This window comes from Coralloluteibacterium thermophilum, assembly GCF_042654365.1.
In the GTDB taxonomy this organism is placed as follows: Bacteria; Pseudomonadota; Gammaproteobacteria; order Xanthomonadales; family Xanthomonadaceae; genus Coralloluteibacterium; species Coralloluteibacterium thermophilum.
Window position 1 is genome coordinate 164,023 of record NZ_JBHSGG010000017.1, and the last position, 24,219, is coordinate 188,241.

23 protein-coding genes and 1 tRNA gene are annotated in these 24,219 nt (G+C 72.7%); 15 read left to right on the forward strand and 9 right to left on the reverse strand.

The window, feature by feature from the left end; translation table 11 throughout:
• Positions 1 to 19: 19 nt before the first annotated feature.
• The 4 genes from pheT (at position 20) to ACFO3Q_RS06985 (ending at position 3,217) form a co-directional block, all read left to right on the forward strand.
• Positions 20 to 2,401, forward strand: a complete 2,382-nt coding sequence (gene pheT, locus ACFO3Q_RS06970) for a phenylalanine--tRNA ligase subunit beta (RefSeq protein WP_377003916.1) — start codon at positions 20 to 22, stop codon at positions 2,399 to 2,401.
• 15 nt (positions 2,402 to 2,416) lie between these two features.
• Entirely contained in the window at positions 2,417 to 2,716 is a 300-nt protein-coding gene (locus tag ACFO3Q_RS06975) for an integration host factor subunit alpha (protein ID WP_377003917.1), read from the forward strand.
• Complete coding sequence (locus ACFO3Q_RS06980; protein WP_377003918.1) at positions 2,697 to 3,053, forward strand: MerR family transcriptional regulator; 357 nt, start codon at positions 2,697 to 2,699, stop codon at positions 3,051 to 3,053. The genes ACFO3Q_RS06975 and ACFO3Q_RS06980 overlap by 20 nt, the downstream gene beginning before the upstream one ends.
• Before the next feature lie 87 nt (positions 3,054 to 3,140).
• Positions 3,141 to 3,217 (forward strand) — tRNA-Pro (locus tag ACFO3Q_RS06985).
• A 222-nt stretch (positions 3,218 to 3,439) separates the two neighbouring features.
• Here ACFO3Q_RS06985 and serA read toward each other — a convergent pair.
• The gene (gene serA, locus ACFO3Q_RS06990) at positions 3,440 to 4,675 is read right to left on the reverse strand and encodes a phosphoglycerate dehydrogenase (RefSeq protein ID WP_377003919.1); all 1,236 of its coding nucleotides are present in this window, start codon (positions 4,673 to 4,675) and stop codon (positions 3,440 to 3,442) included.
• Positions 4,676 to 4,767: 92 nt separating this feature from the next.
• On the opposite strand from serA, the gene ACFO3Q_RS06995 reads away from it, so the two are divergent.
• Both ACFO3Q_RS06995 and pip read left to right on the forward strand, forming a co-directional pair.
• Positions 4,768 to 6,150: an FAD-binding oxidoreductase gene (locus ACFO3Q_RS06995; protein WP_377003964.1), complete on the forward strand. Its 1,383-nt coding sequence runs from the start codon at positions 4,768 to 4,770 to the stop codon at positions 6,148 to 6,150.
• A 10-nt stretch (positions 6,151 to 6,160) separates the two neighbouring features.
• Entirely contained in the window at positions 6,161 to 7,111 is a 951-nt protein-coding gene (pip, locus tag ACFO3Q_RS07000; protein ID WP_377003920.1) for a prolyl aminopeptidase, read from the forward strand.
• Positions 7,112 to 7,213: 102 nt separating this feature from the next.
• Here the strand turns inward: pip and ACFO3Q_RS07005 are convergent, their stop codons facing one another.
• The 3 genes from ACFO3Q_RS07005 to ACFO3Q_RS07015 are packed head-to-tail and all read right to left on the reverse strand — an operon-like array spanning position 7,214 to position 9,312.
• Entirely contained in the window at positions 7,214 to 7,795 is a 582-nt protein-coding gene (locus tag ACFO3Q_RS07005; RefSeq protein WP_377003921.1) for an NUDIX hydrolase, read from the reverse strand.
• 28 nt (positions 7,796 to 7,823) lie between these two features.
• Positions 7,824 to 8,726, reverse strand: a complete 903-nt coding sequence (locus tag ACFO3Q_RS07010; RefSeq protein WP_377003922.1) for a 5'-3' exonuclease — start codon at positions 8,724 to 8,726, stop codon at positions 7,824 to 7,826.
• A gap of 1 nt (position 8,727) precedes the next feature.
• A complete protein-coding gene (locus ACFO3Q_RS07015; protein WP_377003923.1) occupies positions 8,728 to 9,312 on the reverse strand; it encodes a nitroreductase family protein in 585 nt (194 codons plus the stop codon).
• A 127-nt stretch (positions 9,313 to 9,439) separates the two neighbouring features.
• Here ACFO3Q_RS07015 and ACFO3Q_RS07020 point away from each other — a divergent pair, with 127 nt between their 5' ends.
• The 4 genes from ACFO3Q_RS07020 (at position 9,440) to ACFO3Q_RS07035 (ending at position 14,874) form a co-directional block, all read left to right on the forward strand.
• A complete protein-coding gene (locus ACFO3Q_RS07020; protein ID WP_377003924.1) occupies positions 9,440 to 11,758 on the forward strand; it encodes a DUF1631 family protein in 2,319 nt (772 codons plus the stop codon).
• A gap of 194 nt (positions 11,759 to 11,952) precedes the next feature.
• Positions 11,953 to 13,056 (forward strand): NAD(P) transhydrogenase subunit alpha, encoded by a 1,104-nt coding sequence (locus tag ACFO3Q_RS07025; protein WP_377003925.1) that lies wholly within the window; start codon positions 11,953 to 11,955, stop codon positions 13,054 to 13,056.
• A 58-nt stretch (positions 13,057 to 13,114) separates the two neighbouring features.
• The gene (locus ACFO3Q_RS07030) at positions 13,115 to 13,426 is read left to right on the forward strand and encodes an NAD(P) transhydrogenase subunit alpha part 2 (protein ID WP_377003926.1); all 312 of its coding nucleotides are present in this window, start codon (positions 13,115 to 13,117) and stop codon (positions 13,424 to 13,426) included.
• The gene (locus tag ACFO3Q_RS07035; protein ID WP_377003927.1) at positions 13,423 to 14,874 is read left to right on the forward strand and encodes an NAD(P)(+) transhydrogenase (Re/Si-specific) subunit beta; all 1,452 of its coding nucleotides are present in this window, start codon (positions 13,423 to 13,425) and stop codon (positions 14,872 to 14,874) included. Before ACFO3Q_RS07030 ends, ACFO3Q_RS07035 begins: the two co-directional genes overlap by 4 nt.
• A 69-nt stretch (positions 14,875 to 14,943) precedes the next feature.
• On the opposite strand, the gene ACFO3Q_RS07040 is transcribed toward ACFO3Q_RS07035, so the two are convergent.
• Positions 14,944 to 15,369 (reverse strand): hypothetical protein, encoded by a 426-nt coding sequence (locus ACFO3Q_RS07040; RefSeq protein WP_377003928.1) that lies wholly within the window; start codon positions 15,367 to 15,369, stop codon positions 14,944 to 14,946.
• Positions 15,370 to 15,603: 234 nt separating this feature from the next.
• Between ACFO3Q_RS07040 and sufT the strand changes: the two genes are divergently transcribed.
• Both sufT and ACFO3Q_RS07050 read left to right on the forward strand, forming a co-directional pair.
• Positions 15,604 to 16,158, forward strand: a complete 555-nt coding sequence (gene sufT / locus ACFO3Q_RS07045; protein WP_377003929.1) for a putative Fe-S cluster assembly protein SufT — start codon at positions 15,604 to 15,606, stop codon at positions 16,156 to 16,158.
• A gap of 375 nt (positions 16,159 to 16,533) precedes the next feature.
• Positions 16,534 to 18,276 carry a S8 family serine peptidase gene (locus tag ACFO3Q_RS07050; protein ID WP_377003930.1) on the forward strand — a complete coding sequence of 581 codons (1,743 nt, stop codon included), beginning with the start codon at positions 16,534 to 16,536 and terminating at the stop codon, positions 18,274 to 18,276.
• A gap of 136 nt (positions 18,277 to 18,412) precedes the next feature.
• Here the strand turns inward: ACFO3Q_RS07050 and ACFO3Q_RS07055 are convergent, their stop codons facing one another.
• The 4 genes from ACFO3Q_RS07055 to wrbA form a co-directional block, all read right to left on the reverse strand.
• Positions 18,413 to 20,182: a phosphoenolpyruvate carboxykinase (GTP) gene (locus ACFO3Q_RS07055; RefSeq protein WP_377003931.1), complete on the reverse strand. Its 1,770-nt coding sequence runs from the start codon at positions 20,180 to 20,182 to the stop codon at positions 18,413 to 18,415.
• Between the two features lie 181 nt (positions 20,183 to 20,363).
• Positions 20,364 to 20,849 (reverse strand): asparaginase domain-containing protein, encoded by a 486-nt coding sequence (locus ACFO3Q_RS07060; RefSeq protein WP_377003932.1) that lies wholly within the window; start codon positions 20,847 to 20,849, stop codon positions 20,364 to 20,366.
• 33 nt (positions 20,850 to 20,882) lie between these two features.
• Positions 20,883 to 21,239 carry a DUF2069 domain-containing protein gene (locus tag ACFO3Q_RS07065; protein ID WP_377003933.1) on the reverse strand — a complete coding sequence of 119 codons (357 nt, stop codon included), beginning with the start codon at positions 21,237 to 21,239 and terminating at the stop codon, positions 20,883 to 20,885.
• Positions 21,236 to 21,829, reverse strand: coding sequence for an NAD(P)H:quinone oxidoreductase (gene wrbA, locus ACFO3Q_RS07070; RefSeq protein ID WP_377003934.1), 594 nt, complete (start codon positions 21,827 to 21,829; stop codon positions 21,236 to 21,238). The genes ACFO3Q_RS07065 and wrbA overlap by 4 nt, the downstream gene beginning before the upstream one ends.
• A 263-nt stretch (positions 21,830 to 22,092) precedes the next feature.
• Here wrbA and ACFO3Q_RS07075 point away from each other — a divergent pair, with 263 nt between their 5' ends.
• The 3 genes from ACFO3Q_RS07075 to ACFO3Q_RS07085 are packed head-to-tail and all read left to right on the forward strand — an operon-like array spanning position 22,093 to position 24,199.
• Complete coding sequence (locus ACFO3Q_RS07075; RefSeq protein WP_377003935.1) at positions 22,093 to 23,367, forward strand: YihY family inner membrane protein; 1,275 nt, start codon at positions 22,093 to 22,095, stop codon at positions 23,365 to 23,367.
• Positions 23,364 to 23,930: a TlpA family protein disulfide reductase gene (locus tag ACFO3Q_RS07080; protein WP_377003936.1), complete on the forward strand. Its 567-nt coding sequence runs from the start codon at positions 23,364 to 23,366 to the stop codon at positions 23,928 to 23,930. The genes ACFO3Q_RS07075 and ACFO3Q_RS07080 overlap by 4 nt, the downstream gene beginning before the upstream one ends.
• On the forward strand, positions 23,927 to 24,199 hold the full coding sequence (locus tag ACFO3Q_RS07085; RefSeq protein WP_377003937.1) for an acylphosphatase: 273 nt from the start codon (positions 23,927 to 23,929) through the stop codon (positions 24,197 to 24,199). Before ACFO3Q_RS07080 ends, ACFO3Q_RS07085 begins: the two co-directional genes overlap by 4 nt.
• Positions 24,200 to 24,219 lie beyond the last annotated feature (20 nt).

The window sequence follows — 24,219 nt, forward strand, 5'->3', positions numbered from 1 at the left end:
CGCCTCTCCCGCTCCGACCATGAAATTCCCCGAATCCTGGCTCCGCGAACACATCCCCACCGACGCCCCGCGCGAGCGGTTGCTGGCGGCGCTGACCGCCATCGGCCTCGAAGTGGAAGAGGCGACCGAGCTGGGCGGCGGGCTGGACGGGGTGGTGGTGGCCGAACTGGTCGAGTGCCGGCCGCATCCCGAGGCCGACCGTCTGCAGGTGTGCACGGTCGATGCGGGCGGGCAGACGCTGACCATCGTCTGCGGCGCACCGAACGCCCGGCCGGGGCTGAAGGCGCCGCTGGCGACCATCGGCGCGGTGCTGCCGGGGGATGTCCGGATCAAGGCGGCGAAGCTGCGCGGCGTGGAGTCGGCGGGCATGCTCTGCTCGGCACGCGAGCTCGGGCTCGACCAGGACGCCGCCGGCCTGATGGAGCTGCCGCCGGACGCGCCGGCGGGGACCCCGCTGGCCGACTACCTGCGCCTGCCCGATTGCGCCATCGAGCTCAAGCTCACGCCGAACCGCGCCGACTGCTTCTCGCTGCGCGGCATCGCCCACGACGTGGCCGCGGCGCTCGGCGGCGCGGTGCGCCCCGTGCCCGTCGACCCGGTGCCCGCGACCCTCGCCGATGCACCCGAGGTGCGCCTGGAGGCCGGCGCCGACTGCCCGCGCTACGTCGGCCGCATCCTGCGCGGGATCGACCCGGCGGCGCGCACGCCGCTGTGGATGGCCGAGCGCCTGCGCCGTTCCGGCATCCGGCCCATCTCGCTGCTGGTCGACGTCACCCAGTACGTCATGCTCGAACTCGGCCAGCCCATGCACGCCTTCGACGCCGATGCGGTCGAGGGGGCGGTGGTGGTGCGGCACGCGCGGGCCGGCGAGATGGTGAAGCTGCTCGACGAACGCACCGTGGCCCCGGAGGCCCGCGACCTCCTGATCGCCGACGCGCGCGGCCCGCTGGCACTGGCCGGCGTCATGGGCGGCTGGGACTCGCGGGTCACCGGTGCCAGCCGCAACGTCCTGCTCGAGGCCGCGCACTTCGCGCCCTCGGCCATCATCGGCCGCGCCCGCCGCTTCGGCCTGCACACCGACGCCTCGCACCGCTTCGAGCGGGGCGTCGATCCCGCGCTGCCGCGCCTGGCCATCGAGCGCGCGACGCGCCTGATCCTGGATCTCGCCGGCGGCGAGGCCGGCCCGGTCGTCGAGGCCGAGCGCGGCGAGGACCTGCCGCGCCCGGTGCCGGTGACCCTGCGTCGTGCGCGGCTGGCGCGCGTGCTCGGCCTCGACGTGGCCGACGCCGAGGTCGAGCGCATCCTGCGCGCGCTGGGCATGCGCGTCGAGGCGACCGATGCCGGCTGGGCGGTGATGCCGCCGAGCAGCCGCTTCGACATCGCGATCGAGGAGGACCTCATCGAGGAGATCGCGCGCATCCACGGCTACGACGCCATCCCGACGCGCATGCCTGCCGGCGAGATCCGCCTGGCGGTGCCGAGCGAGACCCGGGTGGACGAGGGGGAGCTGCGGCGCCGCATGGTCGCGCGCGGCTACCTGGAAGCCATCGACTACGCCTTCCTCGATGCCGCCACGCTGGCGACCTGGGGGCTGGACACCGGCGCGGTGGCGCTGGCCAATCCGCTCACCTCGGAGCTGGGCGTCATGCGCAGCGCCCTGCTGCCCGGCCTGGTGGCCTCGCTGCGCGGCAATCGCGCACGGCAGCAGCAGCGGGTGCGCCTGTTCGAGATCGGACGCGTGTTCCAGGCGGCGCAGGCCGCCGGGGCCGCGCCGCAGGAGACCCCGCGCATCGCCGCCGTCGCCTGCGGTCCGGCGTCGGCCGAGCAGTGGAGCGGCGAGGACCGCGAGGTGGACTTCTACGACCTGCGCGGCGACCTCGAGAGCCTGCTCGCCATCGGTGGCGCCGGCGCGGTGACGTTCCGCCCGACCGACGCGCCGTGGCTGCATCCGGGACGCGCCGCCGAGGTCTGGCGCGGCGCCGAGCGCCTGGGCTGGATCGGCCACCTGCACCCGCGGCTGGTGCGCGCGCTCGACCTCGAGGGCGAGCTGGTGGGCTTCGAGATCGACCTCGCGCCGCTGTCGGTGCGCGCCCTGCCGAGCGCCGGCAGCGTCTCGCGCTTCCCCTCGGTGCGCCGGGACATCGCGGTCGTGGTCGAGGACGCGGTGCCGTGGGCGGCGCTGGAGGCCACCCTGCGGGCCGCCGCCGGCCCGGTGCTGCGTGAAGCCCTGGTGTTCGATCGCTACGTCGGGAAGGGGGTCGAACCGGGCTTCAAGAGCTTGGCTATAGGCTTGATTTTGCAGGACGTTTCGCGCACTCTGACCGACCGCGAGGTCGAAGCGCTGGTGGCGGCTGCGGTCGCTGCGCTGGCCGAGTCCCATGGGGCCAGGATCCGCGGATAGGCAACAGGGGGCGTGATGGCACTGACCAAGGCAGAGATGGCGGAACGGCTCTTCGAGGAGGTCGGTCTGAACAAGCGCGAGGCGAAGGAATTCGTCGACGCGTTCTTCGATGCACTGCGCGCCTCGCTGGAGCGTGGCCAGCAGATCAAGCTGTCGGGCTTCGGCAACTTCGACCTGCGCCGCAAGAACGAGCGGCCCGGCCGGAATCCCAAGACCGGCGAGGAGATTCCGATTTCCGCGCGGACGGTGGTGACTTTCCGCCCGGGACAGAAGCTCAAGGAGAGGGTCGAGGCCTATGCTGGATCCGGGCAGTAACCGCGAACTTCCGCCGATCCCGGCCAAGCGCTACTTCACCATCGGTGAGGTCAGCGAGCTGTGCGACGTCAAGCCGCACGTGCTGCGCTACTGGGAGACCGAGTTCCCAAGCCTCAAGCCTGCGAAGCGGCGCGGCAACCGGCGCTACTACCAGCGCCACGACGTCCTGATGATCCGCCAGATCCGTGGCCTGCTCTACGAACAGGGCTACACCATCGGCGGCGCGCGCCTGCGCCTGGAAGGCGAGGCGGGCAGGAACGAGTCGGCCATGTCGGCGCAGATCGTCCACCAGGTCCGGCTCGAACTCGAGGAAGTGCTGCAGCTGCTGCGGCGCTGAACCGCCCGCCGGGCCCTGTGCAGCGGGACGCATGGCGCGTATAATCCCGCCTCCGCGTTCCCCCACGCGGAACTCGAGGTCCCGTGTCGGGGCGTAGCGCAGTCTGGTAGCGCATCTGCCTGGGGGGCAGAGGGTCGTCGGTTCGAATCCGGCCGTCCCGACCACTTCGGAACTCGATCGCGAACGGCGCCCTTGGGCGCCGTTTTGCGTTGTGGGGGTGGAGGGCGGGCGCAGGGCAGGCAGGGGCATAGGGCATAGGGCATAGGGCATAGGGCGTAGGGCTCGGGGCGTAGGCATGAAGGCGCAGAGCCGGGCGCCATGCTCCTGCCCAAGCCCCAAGCCCCAAGCCCCAAGCCCCAAGCCCCAAGCCCTCAAGCCCCGTCCCCTCAATACAACGCCCGCGTCCGCAAGGTCCCCGGGATCGCCGCGAGGTCGGCGCGCAGGGGCTGGATGGCGTCCTCGTCGGCGGAGACGTCGATCACGACGTAGCCGACCTCGCCGCGGGTCTGCAGGTACTGGCCGTCGATGTTGACGCCGTTGGCCGAGAACGCCTCGTTGATGCGCGTGAGCACGCCCGGGACGTTGCGGTGGATGTGCAGGAGGCGGCGGCTGCCGGCGTGCTCGGGCAGGGCGACCTCGGGGAAGTTCACCGCCGAGAGGGTCGAGCCGTTGTCGCTGTAGCGGATCAGCTTGGCCGCGACCTCCAGCCCGATGCTCTCCTGCGCCTCCTGGGTGCTGCCGCCCACGTGCGGGGTCAGCAACACGTTGTCCTTGCCGATCAGCGGCGAGACGAAGGGTTCGGCGTTGGCGGTCGGCTCGACCGGGAACACGTCGATGGCGGCGCCCCCGATCTGCCCGTCGTCGAGTGCGGCGGCGAGGGCGTCGATGTCGACCACGGTGCCGCGCGACGCGTTGATCAGGCTGGCGCCGCGCTTCATGCGCGCGAGTTCGGCGGCGCCGATCATGCCGTGGGTGGCGGCGGTCTCGGGCACGTGCAGGGTCACCACGTCGGCGCGTGCGAGGAGGTCGTCCAGCCCCTGCGCCGGGCGGGCGTTGCCGAGCGAGAGCTTGGTCTCGATGTCGTGGAAGATCACCCGCATGCCCAGCGACTCGGCCAGCACGCCGACCTGGGTGCCGATGTGCCCGTAGCCGACGATGCCCAGCACCTTGTCGCGCACCTCGTAGCTGCCGGCGGCCGACTTCGCCCAGCCGCCGCGGTGGCACAGGGCGTTCTTCTCCGGGATCCGGCGCAGCAGCATGATGATCTCGGCGATCACCAGCTCGGCGACGCTGCGGGTGTTGGAGTAGGGGGCGTTGAACACCGGGATGCCGGCACGCTGCGCGTGTGCGAGGTCGACCTGGTTGGTGCCGATGCAGAAACAGCCCGCCGCGATCAGGCGCGGCGCGGCATCCAGGGCCGCCGCGTCGAGCTGGGTCCGCGAACGGATGCCGAGGATGTGGGTGTCGGCCAGGGCCGCGTGGAGCGCCGCCGGCTCCAGCGCCTTCTCGTGGCGCTCGATGCGGGTGTAGCCGGCGCTGCGGAAGGCCTCGACCGCGCTGGCGCTGACGCCCTCCAGGAGCAGGACCTTGATCTCGGACTTGGGAAAGCTCGTGCGGCGCATGGCGGGAACGGCGGGGACCGGCACCAACTATGCCAGAGCCCCGCGCTGCGCCGGCCGTGCCGCGCGCTACACTGCGTGGCGTGTCCATCCTGATCGAACCCGACGCGCTCGCCGCGCTGCGCGGCCTCCTCGGCGAGGCGCGCGTCCTCACCGAGCCCGCCGACCTCGCCCACTACGGACGCGACTGGACGCGCCAGGTCGCGCCGGCGCCTTCCGCCGTCGCGCTTCCCGAGTCCGCCGGCGAGGTGCAGGCCATCGTGCGCTGGGCCATCGCCCACCGGGTCGCCCTGGTGCCGTCGGGCGGGCGCACCGGCCTGTCCGGGGGCGCCGTCGCGGCGGCCGGCGAGGTCGTGGTCGCGCTGGACCGCATGAACAGGGTGCTGGACTTCGACCCGATCGACCGCAGCCTGACCGTGCAGGCCGGGATCGCGACCGAGGCCGTGCACAACGCCGCGGCCGAGCGCGGCCTGTTCTACCCGGTGGACTTCGCCAGCAAGGGGTCGAGCCAGATCGGCGGCAACGTCAGCACCAACGCGGGCGGCATCAAGGTGCTGCGCTACGGCATGACCCGCGACCGGGTGACGGGGCTGAAGGTGGTCACCGGCACCGGGGAGGTGCTCGACCTCAACCGCGGGCTGGTCAAGAACGCCACCGGCTACGACCTGCGGCACCTGTTCATCGGTGCCGAGGGCACCCTGGGCATCGTGGTCGAGGCGACGCTGGCCCTGGCCGAGCCGCCGGCCGACCCCAAGGTGATGCTGCTGGCCCTCCCGGACGCGGCGGCGATCATGCGGGTGTTCGACGCCTTCCGCTCCGCGGTGGCGCTGACCGCCTTCGAGTTCTTCACCGACCGCGCGCTGGCGCACGTGCTGGCGCGCGGCGCGCAGCGCGCGCTCGACACGGACGCGCCGTTCTACGTGGTCTGCGAGTTCGATGCCGTCGGCGAGGCCGAGGCCCGCGCCCTGGCCGCGTTCGAGCGCTGCGCCGGCGACGGCCTGCTGCTCGACGGCGTCATCGGCCAGAGCGGCGCGCAGAACGCCGAGCTCTGGGCGCTGCGCGAGGGCATCTCCGAGAGCCTCGCCCCGCACCTGCCGTACAAGAACGACGTCTCGGTGCGGGTGTCCGCGATGCCGGCCTTCATGGCCGAGGCGCAGGCGCTGATCGCGCGGGAGTATCCCGACTTCGAGGTGGTGTGGTTCGGTCACATCGGCGACGGCAACCTGCACATCAACATCCTCAAGCCGCAGGCGCTGGCGCACCCCGACTTCGTGCGCGAATGCGGCCGCGTGACGGCGCTGCTGGGCGAGGTCATCGCGCGCCACGGCGGGAGCGTCTCCGCCGAGCACGGCGTCGGCCTGCTCAAGAAGCCCTACCTCGGGCACACGCGCAGCGCCGCGGAGGTCGAGCTCATGCGCGGCATCCGCCGCGTGTTCGACCCGCACGGCATCCTCAACCCCGGCAAGCTCTTCGACTGACGGACCGACCATGACCGACCCGCTCTACCCCGAGATCCAGCCCTACGACAGCGGCCGCCTGCGCGTGGACGACCGCCATTCGCTCGCCTACGAGCAGGTGGGCAATCCCGAGGGCAAGCCGGTGGTGATCCTGCACGGCGGCCCGGGCGGCGGCTGCAGCCCGAAGATGCGCCGCTTCCACGACCCGGCGGCCTACCGCATCGTGCTGTTCGACCAGCGCGGCGCCGGTCGCTCGACCCCGCATGCCGACCTCGTCGACAACACCACCTGGGACCTCGTCGCCGACATCGAGCGCCTGCGCGAACACCTCGGCATCGACCGCTGGCAGGTGTTCGGCGGCAGCTGGGGCTCGACGCTGGCCCTGGCCTACGCCGAGACGCATCCGCAGCGGGTGAGCGAGCTGGTGCTGCGTGGCATCTTCATGCTGCGCCGGTGGGAGCTGGAGTGGTTCTACCAGGAGGGCGCCTCGCGCCTGTTCCCGGACGCCTGGGAGCAGTACCTCAAGCCGATCCCGCCGGTGGAGCGGCACGACCTCATCTCCGCCTACCACCGCCGGCTGACCTCGGAGGACGAGGCCACGCGTCTGGCGGCGGCGCGCGCCTGGTCGGTGTGGGAGGCGGCGACCAGCTACCTGCACCAGGACCCGGACTTCATGGCCGCGCACGAGGACCCGCAGTTCGCCCTGGCCTTCGCGCGCATCGAGTGCCACTACTTCGTCAACGGCGGCTTCTTCGAGGTCGAGGACCAGCTGCTGCGCGACGCGCACCGCCTCGCCGACATCCCCGGCACCATCGTGCACGGGCGCTACGACGTTGTCTGTCCCGTCGCCAACGCCTGGGACCTGCACAGGGCCTGGCCGCAGGCCCGGCTGGAGATCTGCCCCACCTCGGGCCATTCCGCCTTCGAGCCCGAGATCGCCGCCGCGCTGGTGCGGGCGACGGATGGGTATCGGGTGGGGTGAAGCGGTTGGGGGGAAGCGGGAATCGGGAATGGGAGCGTGCGTTGACCGGTGGGACAGTGGCTCGGCGGCGGTCGCTCTGCCGCCTGAGGCGCTGCGGGCGGATCAATCCGTGCGCGTCGGTGTCGCCTTCGGGTCCCGATTCCCCATTCCCGATTCCCGCCCTCCAACCCCTCGCTCCACGAACCACAACCCCGCCCACACCTTGGCATCCATGACATAGCCCTCCGCCATGCGGGCGGCGAGCCAGGCGGGCGCGTCGGCGCGGGGGATCGCGTGGACGACGATGTCCTCGCTCGCGTCGCCGCCGCCGTCGTGGATGCGGGTGAGCCCGGTGGCGCGGACGAAGGCGACCTTCTCGTTCGACATGCCGGCCGTGCTCGGGCCCGTCATCAGCAGCTCGCAGTACGCGGGGCGCCAGCCGGTCTCTTCCTCCAGTTCGCGCGCGGCGGCGAGTTCCACGCTCTCGCTGCCGTGGACGTCGCCCACGAGGCCGGCGGGCATCTCGATGGTCTTCGCGTCGACCGGCACGCGGTACTGCTCGACGAACAGCAGTTCGTCCTGCGGCGTCACCGCCAGGATGATCACCGCGATGCCGTCGGCGTTGGTGCGCTCGACGAACTCCCAGGTCCCGCGGCGCTTGATCCGCAGGTACTTGCCTTCCCACAGGGTCTCGATCTGGTCCATGGCGCGTGCTGACGGGCTCGGTTCGGGTCTACAGGGCCGCCGCCTCGCGCAGGCGCCGCCGGCTCATCGGGCCGAAGCGCACCTGCTCCATCAGCGCGTCGAGCGCCGCGGCATCCGCCGGCCGGCGCTCGGCGCCACCGAAGTCCTCGGGCAGCGGGGCGTCCAGCGCCAGTGTCGCCAACTGCCGTGACAGCAGCGCCTGCGCGCGGTGGGTGCGCAGGCGCTCGGCACAGGTCGCGGCGCCGCGCAGGCGCAGGTAGGGCACTTCGTCGATCCGGTCGAGCAGGGCGTCGAGGCTGCCGAAGTGCGCCAGCAGCACCGCGGCCGTCTTGGCGCCGATGCCGGGCACGCCCGGGATGTTGTCGATGGCGTCGCCGGTCAGGCCGAGGTAGTCGGCGATCTGGTGCGCATGCACGCCGTAGCGGGCCTTCACCTCGTGGGCGCGCCAGCGCAGGTTGCGCGCGTAGTCCCACTGCTCATCGTCGCCCACCAGCAGCTGCGACAGGTCCTTGTCGGCCGAGACGATGACCCCGTGCGGGATGTCCGTGCGCAGCCGCGCCAGCGCGCTGCCGATGAGGTCGTCGCCCTCGTAGCGGGTGTCCGCCAGCACCGTCAGGCCCAGCGCGCGGCACAGCGCCTGGCAGTGCGCGAACTGCCGGCGCAGGTCGTCGGGCGGCGGCGGCCGGTTCGCCTTGTAGGCAGGGAACAGCGCATTGCGGAAGCCGGTGCGCAGGGCCTCGTCGAAGGCCAGCAGCATGCGCACGGGGCGCTGGCGCTCGAGGAACTCCAGCAGGAAGCGCGCGAAGCCGTGCACCGCCCCGGCGGGCTGGCCCTCGGCGTCGACCGCGTCGAGGTCCGCCGCGTGCCAGGCACGGAACACGTAGAGGCTGGCGTCCACCAGGTACAGCGGTGCGTGCGTCGGCGCGTGCATGTCAGAGCGGCCGCCAGGCGCTCAGGCGGGCATCCGGGTCGGGGCGCTCGCGATCGGGCACGACCTCGGTGGGCGTGCCGATGTGGACGAAGCCCAGGAGCTCCTCGTCCGGGGCCAGCCCCAGCTCGGTGAGGAAGGGGCGATCGTAGGCGGCCCAGCCGGTCAGCCACTGGGCGCCGAAGCCGAGGGCATCGGCGGCCTGAAGCAGGGCGAAGCACACGCAGCCGGTGGTGAGCTGCTGCTCGATCACCGGGACCTTGTGGTCGCGCAGCGGCCGGCAGACGACCGCGACGACCAGCGGCGCCTGCGCGAACCGCCGGCGCGCCTTCTCGACCACCGCGTCCGGCGCACCGGGATCGCGCACCCGCGCGCGCGCCGCGAGGCGCTCGCCCAGCGCGAGGCGGGCGTCGCCGTCGATGGCGATGAAGCGCCAGGGCGCGAGGTTGCCGTGGTCGGGCACGCGCGAGGCCGCTTCGAGCATCCGCCGCAGTTGCGCGGCGTCGGGGCCGGGCGCGGCGAGGAGACGACTCGGGACCGAACGACGGCTCAGGAGGCGCCCGAGCGCGCCTTGAACGGAGTGAGGCATGCGGGCACTCTAGCAGCCGCCCGACCGCACATGGACTGTGACGCGCATCGCAGCCGGTTTCGATACGTGCCGGCTATGGTGCGCTGCCTGCGCTTCAGGCGCATCCCCCCGCCCCCCGATGGTTGTCATGGACCGCGCACCGCGCCCTGAAAACGTGGTGGACATCACTGGCCGCCGCACGGGTGCGTCGCCCGCCGCCCGCGCCGCGCTGGCGCAGGTCGCGGAGATCACGCAGTCGCGTTTGGTCGCCATGCTCGCGGAGGCCCTGGGGCAGGTCGACGACACGCTGTTCGATTTCCTCCAGGGCGGAGCCGCCGGCGGGCACGGGCGGCACCAGCAGTACTTCGACGCCATGCGCGAGCTCCGGCTCAAGCGCGAGCAGGTGCTGGGCGCCTACGGCGAGCACTTCCGCGCCGGGTTCCGCGCGCTCGAGGCGGGCGAACCGCGCTCGGCGGAGCGCCTCGGCGATGCGCCCGCGCGCGAAGGCGAGCTGCGCCTCGTGGCCGAGGACGATCTCGAGGAGCAGCTCGCGATCGACATGCTCGCGCAGACGCTGCAGCGGCGGCTCGGGCGCAGCCTGCAGACGCTGGACCAGCGCGTCGCCGCGGCGGCGGGGCTCGCCAGCCTCGATCCCGCCCAGAATCCCGCCGGCGCGGCCTACGTCGCGGCCGGTCTCGGCGTGGCCCTGCGCGGCCTCGAGATCGGCATCGCGGTCAAGCTCGTCCTGTTCAAGCTCTACGAGCGCGCCCTCGGCGGCCGCATCGATGCGCTGTGCCTGGACCTCAACCAGCGTCTCGCCGAGGCGGGCGTGCTGCCGACGGTCCCGGACCCGGCGGCCCCGGCCCGACCGCGCACGGGCGCGTCGCGGGCGATCGACGCCGACGGGCGGGACGTGCGCGAGGTCGTCGCCGACGCGCGCGCCGCGCTGCAGGCCGCGGGCGTGTCCGGCGCCGCGGGCGAGGGCGCGCGCGGTGCCGAGGCGCAGGACGACCTCCTCTACGAGACGCTCTCGGAACTGCTGCAGGCCTACCGCGAGCAGCGCGTGGCGGCGCCGGGCGCGGGCGCGCCCGCCGTGGCGCCGGGGCTGCCGGCCCAGGCGGCCGGCGGCGGCAGCGGGGCGCGTCCGCTGAGTTCGCGCGAGATGCTGTCGATCCTCTCCCTGCTGCAGGCGCACCCGCCGCTCAACGTGCAGGCGGCCATCGAGGATCCCGAGCAGTCCGTCACCGGGCTGCTCAAGAACGAACTGCTCAAGAACGCCGAGCGCCTCGGCCTGAACCCGGGCGAGACCCGCGTCGACCCGACGGACGAGGACGCCATCGACCTGGTCGGCATGCTCTTCGACGTGCTGCTCGACGAGCGCGACCTGCCGACCGGGGCGCGGCCCCTGTTGGGCCGGCTGCTCGTGCCCTACGTCAAGGTCGCCCTGCTCGACCGGCGCATGTTCCTGCGCAAGACGCATCCGGCGCGCCGCCTGCTCAACTCGCTGTCGGAGGCCCTGGCCGGCGGCGAGCCGGAGCGCGACCGGGAACTCCTCGACCAGGTCGAGCATGCGGTGGACCGGCTCACCCACGAGTTCAACGAGGACATCGCGATCTTCGAGGCGGTGGAGCAGGACTTCAACGAGTTCGTCGAGCGCTACCGGCGCCGGGTCGCCCTCGCGGAGAAGCGCGCCGCCGAGGCCCAGCAGGGCCGCGAGCGCCTGGACCGCGCGCGGGCGCGCGCCATGGCCGACCTCGACGCCACCCTGGCGGGGCGAGAGCCCTCGCCGGCGGTGCGCATGCTGTTGAACAACGCCTGGCTGCACCACCTCACCATGGTGATCCTGCGCGGCGGCATCGGTGCCACCGCCTACCGCGACGCGCTCGCGCTGGGCGAGCAGGTACTGACCCTGACCGCGAACTGGCCCGCCGACGAACAGGCCCGGGTGCAGGCGCGCGAGGTGCTGCAGGCCGCGATCGACACCATGCTCTCCACCGCGGGCGGCGATCCCGGCGCCGCGGCCGCGCAGGCCGACGCCATCGCCGCCGAGCTGTCGGGGGCCGAGGGCAGCACCGCACGGGTGGTCGAGGCGCTCGCGGTGCCGATGCCACGCATGGAGCAGGCCTCTCCGACCGAGGAGGAGCCGGTCGAGGTCGGCACCCATCTGCCGGAGGAGATGGAGCGCCTGCGCGCGCTCAAGGTCGGCACCTGGATCGAGCTGCGCGACGCCGACGGCGAGATGAAGCCGGCCAAGCTGTCCTGGATCAGCCCCATCTCGAGCAAGCGGCTGTTCGTCAATCGCCGCGGCCTGCGCATCTGCGTGGCCTCGCTCGAGGAGCTGGCGGCCAAGCTGCACGCCGGCGAGCTGGTCATCCGCGAGGGCGACACCGCCTTCGAGCAGGCCATGCACCAGGTGCTCGGCCGCCTCGGCGCGGCGGTCAACCGGAACGGCGCGCCGGTCGCCTGAGGCCCACCGCGGCCAGGACCGCGCGCGGGGAGTCCATCGTCGAGATCCCGCCTGCCGGGCGTGTCGCCCCGCGCAGAACGGGGACGCATGCGCCGCCGTCGGCGCACGCCCGACAGGCGGCCCCGGCGCCGTTTCGCACTTGCCCCGAAGGGTGTGGCAGGCTGTGGCGTGGGCCGCCATCTCTGGAGGGAAGCATGGCCGTCGAGATCGTGGTGCTGCGCGAGAGCGCGGCGGGCGAGCGCCGGGTCGCGGCGACGCCGGAGACCTGCCGCAGGATGCGGGCCGCCGGGGCGCGGGTGCGCCTGCAGGTGGGTGCCGGGGCGCGGGCCTTCTTTCCCGACGACGCCTATGCCGAGGCCGAGACCGTCGCCGACGGTGCGCTGCCGGAGGCCCTGGCGGACGCGGACGTGGTGCTCGCCGTGCAGGCCCCGCCGCTCCCGGTGCTGGAGCGGCTCAGGCCCGGCGCGGTCGTGATCGGCCTGCTCGCGCCCCACGCGGACGCTGCGCGGGCAGAGCGCTACGTCGCCGGCGGGCTCACCGCCTTCCCGCTCGAACGCCTGCCGCGCACCACGCGCGCGCAGGCGATGGACGTGCTCAGTTCGCAGGCCGGCATGGCCGGCTACAAGGCCGCGCTGATCGCGGCCGAGCGCGCGCCGCGCTTCTTCCCGATGCTCACGACCGCGGCGGGCACGATCAGGCCGTCGAAGGTGCTGGTGATCGGCGCCGGCGTCGCGGGCCTGCAGGCCATCGCCACCGCGCGCCGCTTGGGCGCGCAGGTCGAGGGGTTCGACGTCCGCCCGGAGACGCGCGAGCAGATCGAATCCCTCGGCGCGCGCTTCCTCGACCTCGGCGTCAGCGCGGCGGGCGAGGGCGGCTACGCCCGGGAGCTCGACGCCGAGGAGCGTGCCGAGCAGCAGCAGCGCCTCGCCGAACACCTGAAGGGCGTGGACGTGGCGATCACCACGGCCGCGGTGCCGGGGCGCCCGGCGCCGCGCATCCTGAGCCGCGCCATGGTGGAGGGGATGCGGCCGGGCAGCGTCGTCGTCGACCTCGCCGCCGAGACCGGCGGCAACTGCGAGGCGACGGTGCCGGGCGAATCGGTCGAGGTCGGGGGCGTGGTGGTGATCGGGCCGCTCGACCTGGCCAGCAGCGGCGCGCTGCACGCCAGCGAGATGTACGCGCGCAACGTGTGGAACTTCCTCGCGCCGATGCTGAAGGACGGCGGGCTCGTGCTGGACTTCGACGACGAGCTGATCGCGAAGACGGCCTACGCGCACGCCGGACGGCTGCTCGGCTGAGCGGGGGCACATCGCAGGCCATGCGGCGGCGGCCGCGCGACAACGGGACGGGACGACGATGATCGACGGGTTCGTGGCGCTCTACATCTTCATGCTGGCGGCCATCGCCGGCCACGTCATCATTTCGCGGGTGCCGGTGATCCTGCACACGCCGCTGATGTCGGGATCGAACTTCATCCACGGCATCGTGCTGATCGGCGCGATGGGCGTGCTCGGCCACGCCGAGACCACGCTGGAGAAGGCCATCGGCTTCGTCGCGGTGGCGCTGGGCGCCGGCAACGCGGCCGGCGGCTACGTGGTCACCGAGCGCATGCTCGAGATGTTCAGGAGCTCGAAGAAGCCGGGCGCGGGCGGGGAGGGCTCGGCATGAGCGGCGCGCTCGGGTTCCTGATCGACGCCAGCTACTTCGCCGCCGCGACGCTGTTCCTCCTCGGCCTGCAGCGCATGGCCTCGCCGGCGACCGCGCGCAGCGGCATCCGCTGGGCCGGCCTCGGCATGCTGCTGGCGACCTTCGTCACCTTCCTCCTGCCCGACCTGCACAACCTCGGACTGATCCTCGTCGCGCTGGCGCTCGGCACGGTGCTGGCGTGGGTGTCCGGCAAGAAGGTGGCGATCACGGACATGCCGCAGATGGTCGCGCTCTACAACGGCATGGGCGGCGGCGCCGCCGCGGCGATCGGCGCGGTCGAACTGCTGCGCATGCTCAGCCCGGTGGCCGACCCGGCGGTCGTCGGCGGCATGACCCTGCTGCAGATCCCGCATCCGCAGGCCGAGCTGGCCCTGCTCGGCGGGCTGATCGGGTCGATCGCCCTGTCCGGCTCGGTGGTGGCCTGGGCCAAGCTCGACGGCCGCCTGGACAGGCGCCTGGCGCTGCCGGGGCAGAACGCGATCAACCTGGCGCTGCTGGCGGGGGCCGTGGTCCTCGCTCTCCTGTTCGCGGGACACGGCTTCCGCGTCGGCATCGACGCCATGCCCTCGGCCTGGATGGTGGTGGCCTTCTTCCTCGTCGCCCTGACCATCGGCGTGCTGGTGACGCTGCCGATCGGCGGGGCGGACATGCCGGTGGTGATCTCGCTCTACAACGCCCTGACCGGCCTGGCCGTCGCCTTCGAGGGCTACGTGCTGCAGAACGAGGCGCTGATCATCGCCGGCACCATGGTCGGCGCGGCCGGCCTGCTGCTGACCCGGCTGATGGCCAGGGCCATGAACCGGAAGATCTCCCGCGTGCTGTTCGCGCGCTTCGGCGGCGGCGGGCAGGCACAGGCGGTCGAGGGCGCGCAGAAGCCCATCGAGGCCGGCGACGTCGCCGCCATGATGGCCTACGCCGAACGGGTGGTGATCGTGCCGGGCTACGGCCTCGCGGTGGCCCAGGCCCAGCACAAGATCTGGGAGCTGTCGCAGAAGCTGATCGAGCGCGGGGTGAAGGTGCGCTTCGCCATCCATCCGGTGGCCGGCCGCATGCCGGGCCACATGAACGTGCTGCTCGCCGAGGCCGGGGTGCCCTACGACCTCATCGCGGACATGGACGAGATCAATCCCGAGTTCGCGACCACCGACGTCGCCCTGGTGATCGGCGCCAACGACGTGGTCAATCCGGTGGCGAAGACCGACCCCGCCTCGCCGATCTACGGCATGCCCATTCTGGACGTGGCCGCGGCGCGCAACGTCATCGTGATCAAGCGGGGGCGCGGCACCGGCTTCGCCGGGATCGAGAACGCGCTGTTCTACGCCGACAACGCCCGCATGCTCTACGGCGACGGCGCGGAGATGGCCAACCAGCTGGTCGCCGAGCTCAAGGCGCTCGACGGCGGGCATTGAGCGGAGCGACGCGGCGCGTCCGGTCCCCAGGGCTTCGCGTCCACATGGCGCGGCGAAGCGCCTCCCGGCTCATTCCTCCTTCTTTCCCGCGCCGAGCCACGCGGCGACGGGCAGGGAAAGCCCGACCCAGGCCAGGTCCGCGACGGTCGCCGCCTGCCGGACCAGCAGGACGGCGGTGTCCGTGCCGAGGCGCAGCACCGCGTCCAGCGGGCGCAGGCCGAACAGGGGCGCGAGTTCGCCGGCGACGCTGAACCAGGCGGCGAGCGCGGCGGTGGCCAGCGTCGCCAGGACCGCGGCCAGGCTCCGCACGCGCCCCGGGGCGACGCCGGCCAGGCGCAGCAGGAGGGCGGCATCGGCGGCGGCCACCAAGGCCATCCAGCCCTGCAGGCCGCCGAGCATCACGCTCGCGAGGGCCCAGACGGCGGCGACGCCGAGCACGCCCGCCGCGAGCGCGAACACGGCGAGGATCCAGCGCGAAGGGGTTGTACTCGGCACGCGGCGGCTACACCTGTTGGAGCGTGTCATGCACTTCGAGGTGAGTGCGAAGCGGGCTGGCGTGCGGCGTCAGCGGCACCGAGCCGGCGCCGCAGGGCCTGCCCCGGCGGGCAGCCAAGGCTGCGCCCTGCCACACCGGTTCCGCGCCGCAGACGGCCCACGCATCTCATCTCGAAGTGCTTAACGCGCTCTAGGGCGCCGTACCATAGCGACATCCCCCGCGAAGCGATACAGATGAGCTACTCCCGTACCAGCGAGCCGATCCGGTTCGAGCGAGACTGCGAGGTCGTCCTCGTTCCCCAGGGCGATCGCGTCACCATGCCCGCCGGCACCGCGGGCTACATCACCCAGGCGCTGGGCGGCAGCTTCACGGTCTTCGTCGAGGGCAATCTCGTCCGCGTCGCCGGGCAGGATGCCGATGCGATCGGCAAGGAGCCGGTCGACCCGCCCGAGCTGCCCCCCGAGGCCACCGACGAGGACGTCGAGCGGCTGGTCTGGCTGCAGCTGCGGACCTGCTTCGACCCGGAGATCCCGGTCAACATCGTCGACCTGGGCCTGATCTACGAGTGCGAACTCGGCCGCACCGAAAGCGGCGAGCGCCGCGTGGACGTGCGCATGACCCTGACCGCCCCCGGCTGCGGCATGGGTGAGATCCTGGTCGACGACGTGCGCAGCAAGCTGGAACTCATCCCGACCGTCGCCGAAGCCGACGTGGAGCTCGTGTTCGACCCGCCATGGAACCAGACCATGATGTCGGAGGCGGCGCGGCTGGAAACCGGGATGCTGTGAGCCTGTGGGCCGGGCCGGGCCGGGCCGGGGGCAGGTACTCAATGCCCAGGCCCTAAGCCCTAAGCCCAGGGCACAGGGCGCAGGGCACAGGGCACAGGGCACAGGCGCAGCCCCACCGCCATCGCTCACGACCGGGGCGTCCCCGCTTCACCCATCCATCGCGGTGCCTCGACCCCGGGCTCACGCCTGCGCGGGCGGTTCCCGAAGAACCTTGATCCCGTTCAAGGTTTGCTGGCGCCTGGCCGGCACAAGATCGTGACAGGGCTGTTTCAGCCACGCGCCGCAGGCGCGACAGGGGGCGGATGTGTGTACGTCGCGCGCTGCGCCCGGACGGGTGCGGCGAAACCTTGGACCCACGTTTTCAGGGACGCTCCCATGTCATCGATCCGCACCACGCTCCGCCGCGGCCTGCTCGTCGCCGCCGTCGCCACCGCCCTCTCCGCCGCGCCGGCGTTCGCCGCCCGCGTCGATACGTCCGCACTGGCCGACGAGGGCCGCTACCACCGCTTCATCGTGAAGTTCGCCGACGGCAGCGCCGAGGCGGCCGCGCCCGCCCGGGTCGCGGCCGTGCTCTCGGGCGCGGCCGCGCGTGCGGCGCCCCTCTCGGGCGCGCGCGTCGCGCCGCGACTCGAGCACATGCGCCGCCTGTCCGTCGGCGCGGACCTGGTCCGGCTCGACCGCGCGCTCGACCGCGATGCCGCCGAGGCCCTGATGCGGGAGCTCGCCAGCGTGCCCGGCGTGGAGTACGTCGAGGTGGACCAGCTCATGCGGCCGCTCGCCACGCCCAACGATCCGCGCTACGCCGAGCAGTGGCACTACCACGAGCCCACCGGCGGCATCAATCTGCCGCCGGCGTGGGACATCACCACCGGCGCCGGCACGGTCGTCGCCATCATCGACACCGGCAGCACGCCGCATCCCGACCTGGTCGGCAACACGCTGCCTGGCTACGACTTCATCAGCGACGCGGCGATGGCGCGGGACGGCAATGCGCGCGACGGCAACCCCAACGACGAGGGCGACTGGTACGGCGCCAACGAGTGCGGCATCGGCCGTCCGGCCAGCGCGTCGAGCTGGCACGGCACGCACGTGGCCGGCACGGTGGCGGCGGTCGGCAACAACGGTGTGGGCGTGGCCGGCGTGGCCTACGGCGCCAGGCTGGTCCACGCGCGCGTGCTGGGCAAGTGCGGCGGCTACACCTCCGACATCGTCGACGCGATCACCTGGTCCTCCGGGGGCAGCGTTCCCGGCGTACCGGCCAACGCCAATCCGGCAGAGGTCATCAACATGAGCCTGGGCGGCGGCGGCAGCTGTTCGTCGAGCTACCAGAGCGCGATCAACGGCGCGGTCAACCGCGGCACCACCGTCGTGGTGGCGGCGGGCAACAGCAACACCAACGTGTCGGGCGCGGTGCCCGCGAACTGCCAGAACGTCATCGCGGTGGCCGCGACGACCCGCCAGGGCGCGCGCGCGAGCTTCTCGAACTACGGTGCCGGCATCGACGTGTCCGCGCCGGGGCAGGGCATCCTCTCGACACTGAACACCGGCAGCACGACGCAGGGCAGCGCGGGCTACGCCTCCTACAACGGCACCTCGATGGCGGCGCCGCACGTGGCCGGCGTGGTCGCGCTGATGCAGTCGGTGGCGCCGACGCCGCTGACGCCGGCGCAGGTAGAGACCATCCTCAAGAACACCGCGCGGCCGCTCCCCGGCGCCTGCTCGGGCGGCTGTGGCGCGGGCATCGTCGATGCGCATGCGGCGGTGCTGGCGGCGCAGGGCGGCGGGGGCGGGAACCCGGAGCCGCCGCCGCCCAACCAGCTGGCCAGTGGCGTGCCGGTGTCCGGCCTCTCGGGCAGCAGCGGCAGCGAGCGCCGCTACACCATCGTCGTGCCGCCCGGTCGCAGCAGCCTGCAGGTGCGGATCTCCGGCGGCAGCGGCGATGCCGACCTGTACGTGCGCCGCGGGAGCGCGCCGACCACCAGCAGCTACGACTGCCGGCCCTACCTGTCCGGCAACAACGAGACCTGCACCTTCTCCAGTCCGCAGGCCACCACCTGGCACGTGCTGGTGCGCGGCTACTCCAGCTATTCCGGCGTGACGCTGGTGGCGAACTACTGAGTAGCGGTGCGGCGGGCCGCGGCCGGCGAGCCGGCGCGCGGCCCGCTCTCCTCCGCCGCGGGCCGGCACGTGCCGGCCGCGGCCGGAAGGGCGCGCGGGTTGCGCGCGCTTCCGTCTCCCGATCTTCCCTGCGCCGCTAGGTCGTCGTCGTCGCGGCGGCGGCAGCGGCGGCGCCTTCGCGCAGATGCGCGAGGCGCGCGTGGAGCCGCTCCGGCACCCGTGGCGCGTAGTCGGCGAAGAACGCCTCGATGTCCCGGAACTCCGCCTCCCATGCGGCGGGATCGACCTCGAGGAGGGCGTCCAGCGTCGCGGGATCGACGCCGGTGCCGGCGGTGTCGAGGGCTTCCGCCGCCGGCAGGCGGCCGATCGGGCTGTCCACCGCGTCGGCGCTGCCCTCGATGCGGCGCACCATCCACTCCAGCACGCGCATGTTCTCGCCGAAGCCCGGCCACAGGAAGCGGCCGTCCTCGCCCTTGCGGAACCAGTTGACGTGGAAGATCCGCGGCAGCTCCGCGCCCGGGCGCTCGAAGCCGAGCCAGTGGGCCCAGTAGTCGCCGAAGTGGTAGCCGCAGAAGGGCTTCATCGCCATCGGGTCGCGGCGCAGCACGCCGACCGCGCCGGTCGCCGCGGCCGTCGTCTCCGAGGCCATGGCGGCACCGACGAGGACGCCGTGGCTCCAGTCGAAGGCTTCGAACACCAGCGGCACCAGCGAGGCGCGGCGGCCGCCGAAGACGATGGCCGAGATCGGCACGCCCTGCGGGTCCTCGGCGTGCGGCGACCAGCTCGGGCACTGCCGCGCGGAGACCGTGAAACGCGAATTCGGATGCGCGGCCGGCGCGTCCCCGGCTGCGGGGTTGCCCTTCCAGTCCGTCACCGGGGCGCCGGGAAGCCCGTCCCACCAGGGGCGGTTCTCCGCGTCCACCGCGACGTTGGTGAAGATCGCATCGCGGTCGAGCATCGCCAGCGCGTTGGGGTTGGTCCTGGCCGAGGTGCCCGGGGCGACGCCGAAGAAGCCGGCCTCCGGGTTGATCGCCCACAGGCGGCCGTCGGGGCCGGGCGTCATCCAGCAGATGTCGTCGCCGACCGTCCACACCTTCCAGCCTGCCCGTGCATAGCGCTCGGGCGGGATCAGCATGGCGAGGTTGGTCTTGCCGCAGGCGCTCGGGAACGCCGCGGCGACGTAGTGCGTGCGGCCCTCGGGGTTCTGGATGCCGACGATGAGCATGTGCTCGGCGAGCCAGCCCTCCTGCCGCGCCTGGAAGCTGGCGATGCGCAGGGCGTGGCACTTCTTGCCGAGCAGGGCGTTGCCGCCGTAGCCGGAGCCGTAGCTCTTGATGGTGAGCTCCTCCGGGAAGTGCATGATGAAGCGGCGCTCCGGGTCGAGCTCGCCGGTGGAGTGCAGCCCGCGCACGAAGCGGCCTTCGCGCTCGATCCGCGCCAGGGCCGCGCTGCCCATGCGCGTCATCAGCCGCATGTTGAGCACCACGTAGGGGCTGTCGGTGATCTCCACGCCGCAGCGCGACAGCGGCGAATCGATCGGGCCCATGCAGTAGGGCACCACGTAGAGGGTGCGGCCGCGCATGCAGCCGTCGAACAGCGCGTCCATCTTCGCATGCGCGGCGTCCGGCGCCATCCAGTGGTTGTTCGGGCCGGCGTCGGCCTCCTCGCGCGTGCACACGAAGGTCAGGTGCTCGACGCGCGCGACGTCGTCAGGATGCGAGCGGTGCAGGGTGCAGCCGGGATGGCTGTCGGGGTTGAGTTCGATGAGTTCGCCGCGCTCGACCATCCTGCGGCGCAGGATGTCGGCTTCGGCATCGCTCCCGTCGCACCAGTGGATGCGGTCGGGGCGGGTGAGCCGGGCGACGTCGTCGACCCAGCGGTTGAGGCTGTCGAGGGAACTGTTCATCGCGCAACTATTCCGCACCGCAGCAGAAGCGGCACGCGGCGTCGCACAAGTAACCGGTGTCAGGAGCTTGAGGAGTGAGTAGGGAGGAGTGAGAAACGAGCAAGGGGAAAGCGGGCCGTCGCCCCGCACGCGAGCGCGGCTGGCCGCATTCGTTTTTCACTCCTCTCCACTCACTCCTGCCTCAAAGCGCCTCGAAGCGGTTGGCCTCGACGTTCTTGCGGACCTTGTGCGGGTCCCAGATGCGCCCGTTCATGGCGATGTAGACGCCGGGCGGCAGGGTCTGCACGGCGCCGACGGCGCAGCCGATGTTGAACTCGGCGTCCGATCCGCGGAAGCGCGCCGGATTGAGCGCGCCGGTCAGCACGATGGTCTTGTCGGGCACGTCGGCCAGCACCCGGGCCGTCTGCACCATGCTGTCGGTGCCGTGCGTGATCAGCACGTGCCGCGCCGGCTGGGCCAGGATGGCCTGGCGGATCAGGGCGCGGTCGTCGTCGGTGAGGTGCAGGCTGTCCTTGCGGACCAGCGGGATCACGGTGAAGCGGAAGGCGACGCCGAGCTCCTCGAGGATGCGCCCGATCTGGGGCTCGCCGACCTGGAAGTCCGACTTGTCGTCGAAGTAGACCTTGTCGATCGTGCCGCCGGTGGTGACGATGCACAGCTGGTCCATCGGGAGATTCCGCCTCGCTGAAAAGGCGGGATTCTACGGCGTCCGGCCGCGGCGCCGGGCGAAGCGCGCGCGCATGCCGGTCCAGCTCGCGGCGAGCACGATCCCGCAGGCCAGCGCGATCTCGATCAGGGCGAGCGGATTGACGCCGTCGCTGCCCCAGGCCTCGGTCACGCCGTGCACGAAGTAGAGCAGGGCGACGACCGATCCCCAGAAGGTCGTGCTCGGCCGGCGCAGCATGCCCAGCACCAGCACCGGCAGCAGGGGGAGGGAGAACAGCAGCGCGGTCATGCCGGGGTCGGCCTGCCGCGGCGGCATCAGCCAGACGTGCCAGACCGGCTGCAGGACGGTCAGCGCGATGATCCCGAGCAGGGCGAGGCGATGGGCATTCATGCCGCGAGCCTCCGCGCCGCCTCGGCCACGCGCCGTCCCAGCGCGCGCGCCAGGCGCTGTTCCTCGTCGGTCAGGACCGGGTCGTCGTCCTGGCCGGACACGTGGCTGGCACCGTAGGGCGTCCCGCCGCTGCGGGTGCGGCCGAGATCGGGCTCGGTGTAGGGGATGCCCATCACCAGCATGCCCTGGTGCAGCAGGGGCAGCATCATGCTGAGCAGGGTCGCCTCCTGGCCGCCGTGCAGCGAGGCGGTCGAGGTGAACACGCCGGCCGGTCGGCCGACGAGCGTGCCCATCGCCCATTCCGGGCCCAGGCTGTCGATGAAGTGCTTGAGCGGCGCAGCCATGTTGCCGAAGCGCGTCGGGCTGCCCAGCAGCAGGCCCGCGCACTCGGCGATGTCGGCCTTGGTCGCGTAGGGGGCGCCCTCGTCGGGCTCCGGCGGCCGCGCCGTCTCGGTCACCGGCGCCACCGGCGGCACGCTGCGCAGCCGTGCCTGCATGCCCTCGACCTCCTCGACCCCGCGCGCCGCCATCCGCGCCAACCGTGCGACCGCGCCACCGCGGCTGTAGTAGAGGACGAGGATGTCGGGCATCGGCTGGGAGGGAGGGAGGGGAGGGGGGTAGGGTAGGGGGATACGGGGGATGGGGGAACGGGGGGCGGGAAGTGGGAATGGGGAATGGGGACCTGGGGCGCGGCGTCCAGTTGGGGGGGGGCGGTGCCCGGCCGGCCTCCTGTGGAACCGGGCACCCCGGCACCAGGCATCTCCATTCTCGATTCCCGATTCCCGATTCCCGATTCCCACTTCCCGCCTCTGCCGCCTCCCGCTTCCAACGACCCGGCCAGTATCCTCCCCCCATGCAACCCCTCACCGTCCTCCGCGCCTGGGCCGAACGGATCGATCGCGAGCGGATCCGGAGCTTCTCGCTGTTCCTGTGGCGGCGCTTCCGCGACGACCGCTGCCTGGAGGTGGCGGGATCGCTGTCGTACACGACGGTGTTCGCCCTCGTGCCGCTGGCGACGGCGGTGTTCGGCGTGCTGTCGGCCTTCCCGGTCTTCAGCGACTGGAGCGAGCGGCTCACCCACTTCGTCTTCCAGAATTTCGTCCCGGGCTCGGCACGCGCGGTCGAGGAGTACCTGACCGGGTTCGCGGCCGCGGCGAGCCGGCTCACCATGGTCGGCGTCATCACCCTGCTGGCCATCGCGCTGTGGACCATGGCCAGCGTCGAGGCGACCTTCAACCGGATCTGGCGGGTGCGCACCACGCGCCCGAGCATGACCCGCTTCCTGGTCTACTGGACGGTCCTGACCCTCGGTGCGCTGATGGCGGTGGCCGCGCTCGCCGCCTCGTCCTTCCTGTTCGCGCTGCCCGGCTTCTCCGGGCTGGGCACGCCGAGCCTCGTGGAACGCCTGCTGCGCCTGCTGCCCTGGCTGATCGAGCTGGCGGTCTTCACCCTCGCCTACGCGGTCATCCCGAACCGCACGGTCGCGCTGCGCCACGCGGTGGCCGGCGGCCTGCTGGCCACCGTGCTGTTCGAGGCGGCCAAGTGGGGCTTCGCGCTCTACCTGCGCAACGCGTCCTACCAGCAGATCTACGGCGCGCTGGCGGTGCTGCCGATCTTCCTGTTCTGGCTGTACCTGAGCTGGGTGGTGGTGCTGCTGGGCGCGACCTTCGCCGCCGCGCTGTCGGCCTTCCGCTACCAGCCGGCGGCCATGCGCCTGCCCCCGGGCTACGAGCTGTTCGGCATGCTGCGGCTGCTGGGGCGCCTGCGCCAGGCGCGGGCGCGCGGGCGCGGGCTGCGCACCGACATCATCCACCTGCTGGAGCCTTGCCTCACCGACGACATGCTGCAGCGCATGCTCGGCGAGCTGGCCGACATCCGCGTGGTCCAGCGCAGCGAGCACGGCGAGTGGCTGTTGACGCGCGATCTCGACGACATCAGCCTCGACGAGCTCTACGAGTCCGCGGCGCTGCGCGTGCCGATCGCCGAGGCGCGGCTGCCCTGCCGCGACGACGCGCTCGGCAGGGCCGCGGCCGCCGCGCTCGACGACCTGCGCCTGCCGATGCGCGACGCCCTGCGCCGCAGCGTCGGCAGCTATCTCAACGACATCGAGGAACCCGCCCTCCCATGACCCGCATCGCCGGCATCGCCCTCGTCCTGCTGCTCTCCGCCTGCGGCGAAGCCCCGCCACCGGCCCCGCCGGCGCCGGAACCCGCCGGCGCCGGCGCCGACGGGACGGCTGCGCCGGCAGGCGCCCCCGGGGCCGATGCGACCACGGGCGAACCCACCATCGCCTTCGCGCTGGACACCCTCGACCACGGCCGCTTCGACCTCGCCGCCGAACGCGGGCGCTGGGTCGTGGTCAACTTCTGGGCCACCTGGTGCACGCCCTGCCTCAAGGAGATCCCCGACCTCACCGCCTTCGCGGCGCGCAGGGAGGACGTGCGCGTCATCGGCCTGGCCTACGAGGACATCGAGCCCGAGGCCATGCGCGCCTTCCTGGAGGAGCATCCGGCCGGGTATCCCATCGCCATCGTCGACGTCTACGCCACGCCGGAGGGCATCCAGCCCCCGCGGGGCCTGCCGACGACGTGGCTGGTGGCGCCGGACGGCGCCGTCGCGCGCCGCTTCCTCGGCCCGGTGACCTCGGAGGAGCTCGAGGCGGCCATCGCCGCGCACGAGGCCGCCGCGTGATCGCGGCGCGCTTCTTCGTCGAAGGCTACGTGCAGGGCGTGTTCTTCCGCGCCAGCGCTCGCGACGTGGCGGAGCGCCTGGACATCCGCGGCTACGCGCGCAACCTCGAGGACGGCGGCGTGGAGGTCCTGGCCATCGGCGAGCCCGAGGCGGTGGACGCCCTGGAGCGCTGGCTGTGGCAGGGGCCGGAAGCCGCGCGGGTGGACGCGGTGCGGCGCGAGCCGGTCGAGCTCGACGTCGCCGCCGGGGGCGGCTTCCACACCTACTGAGCGTCGCGCGGGTCCGCGCG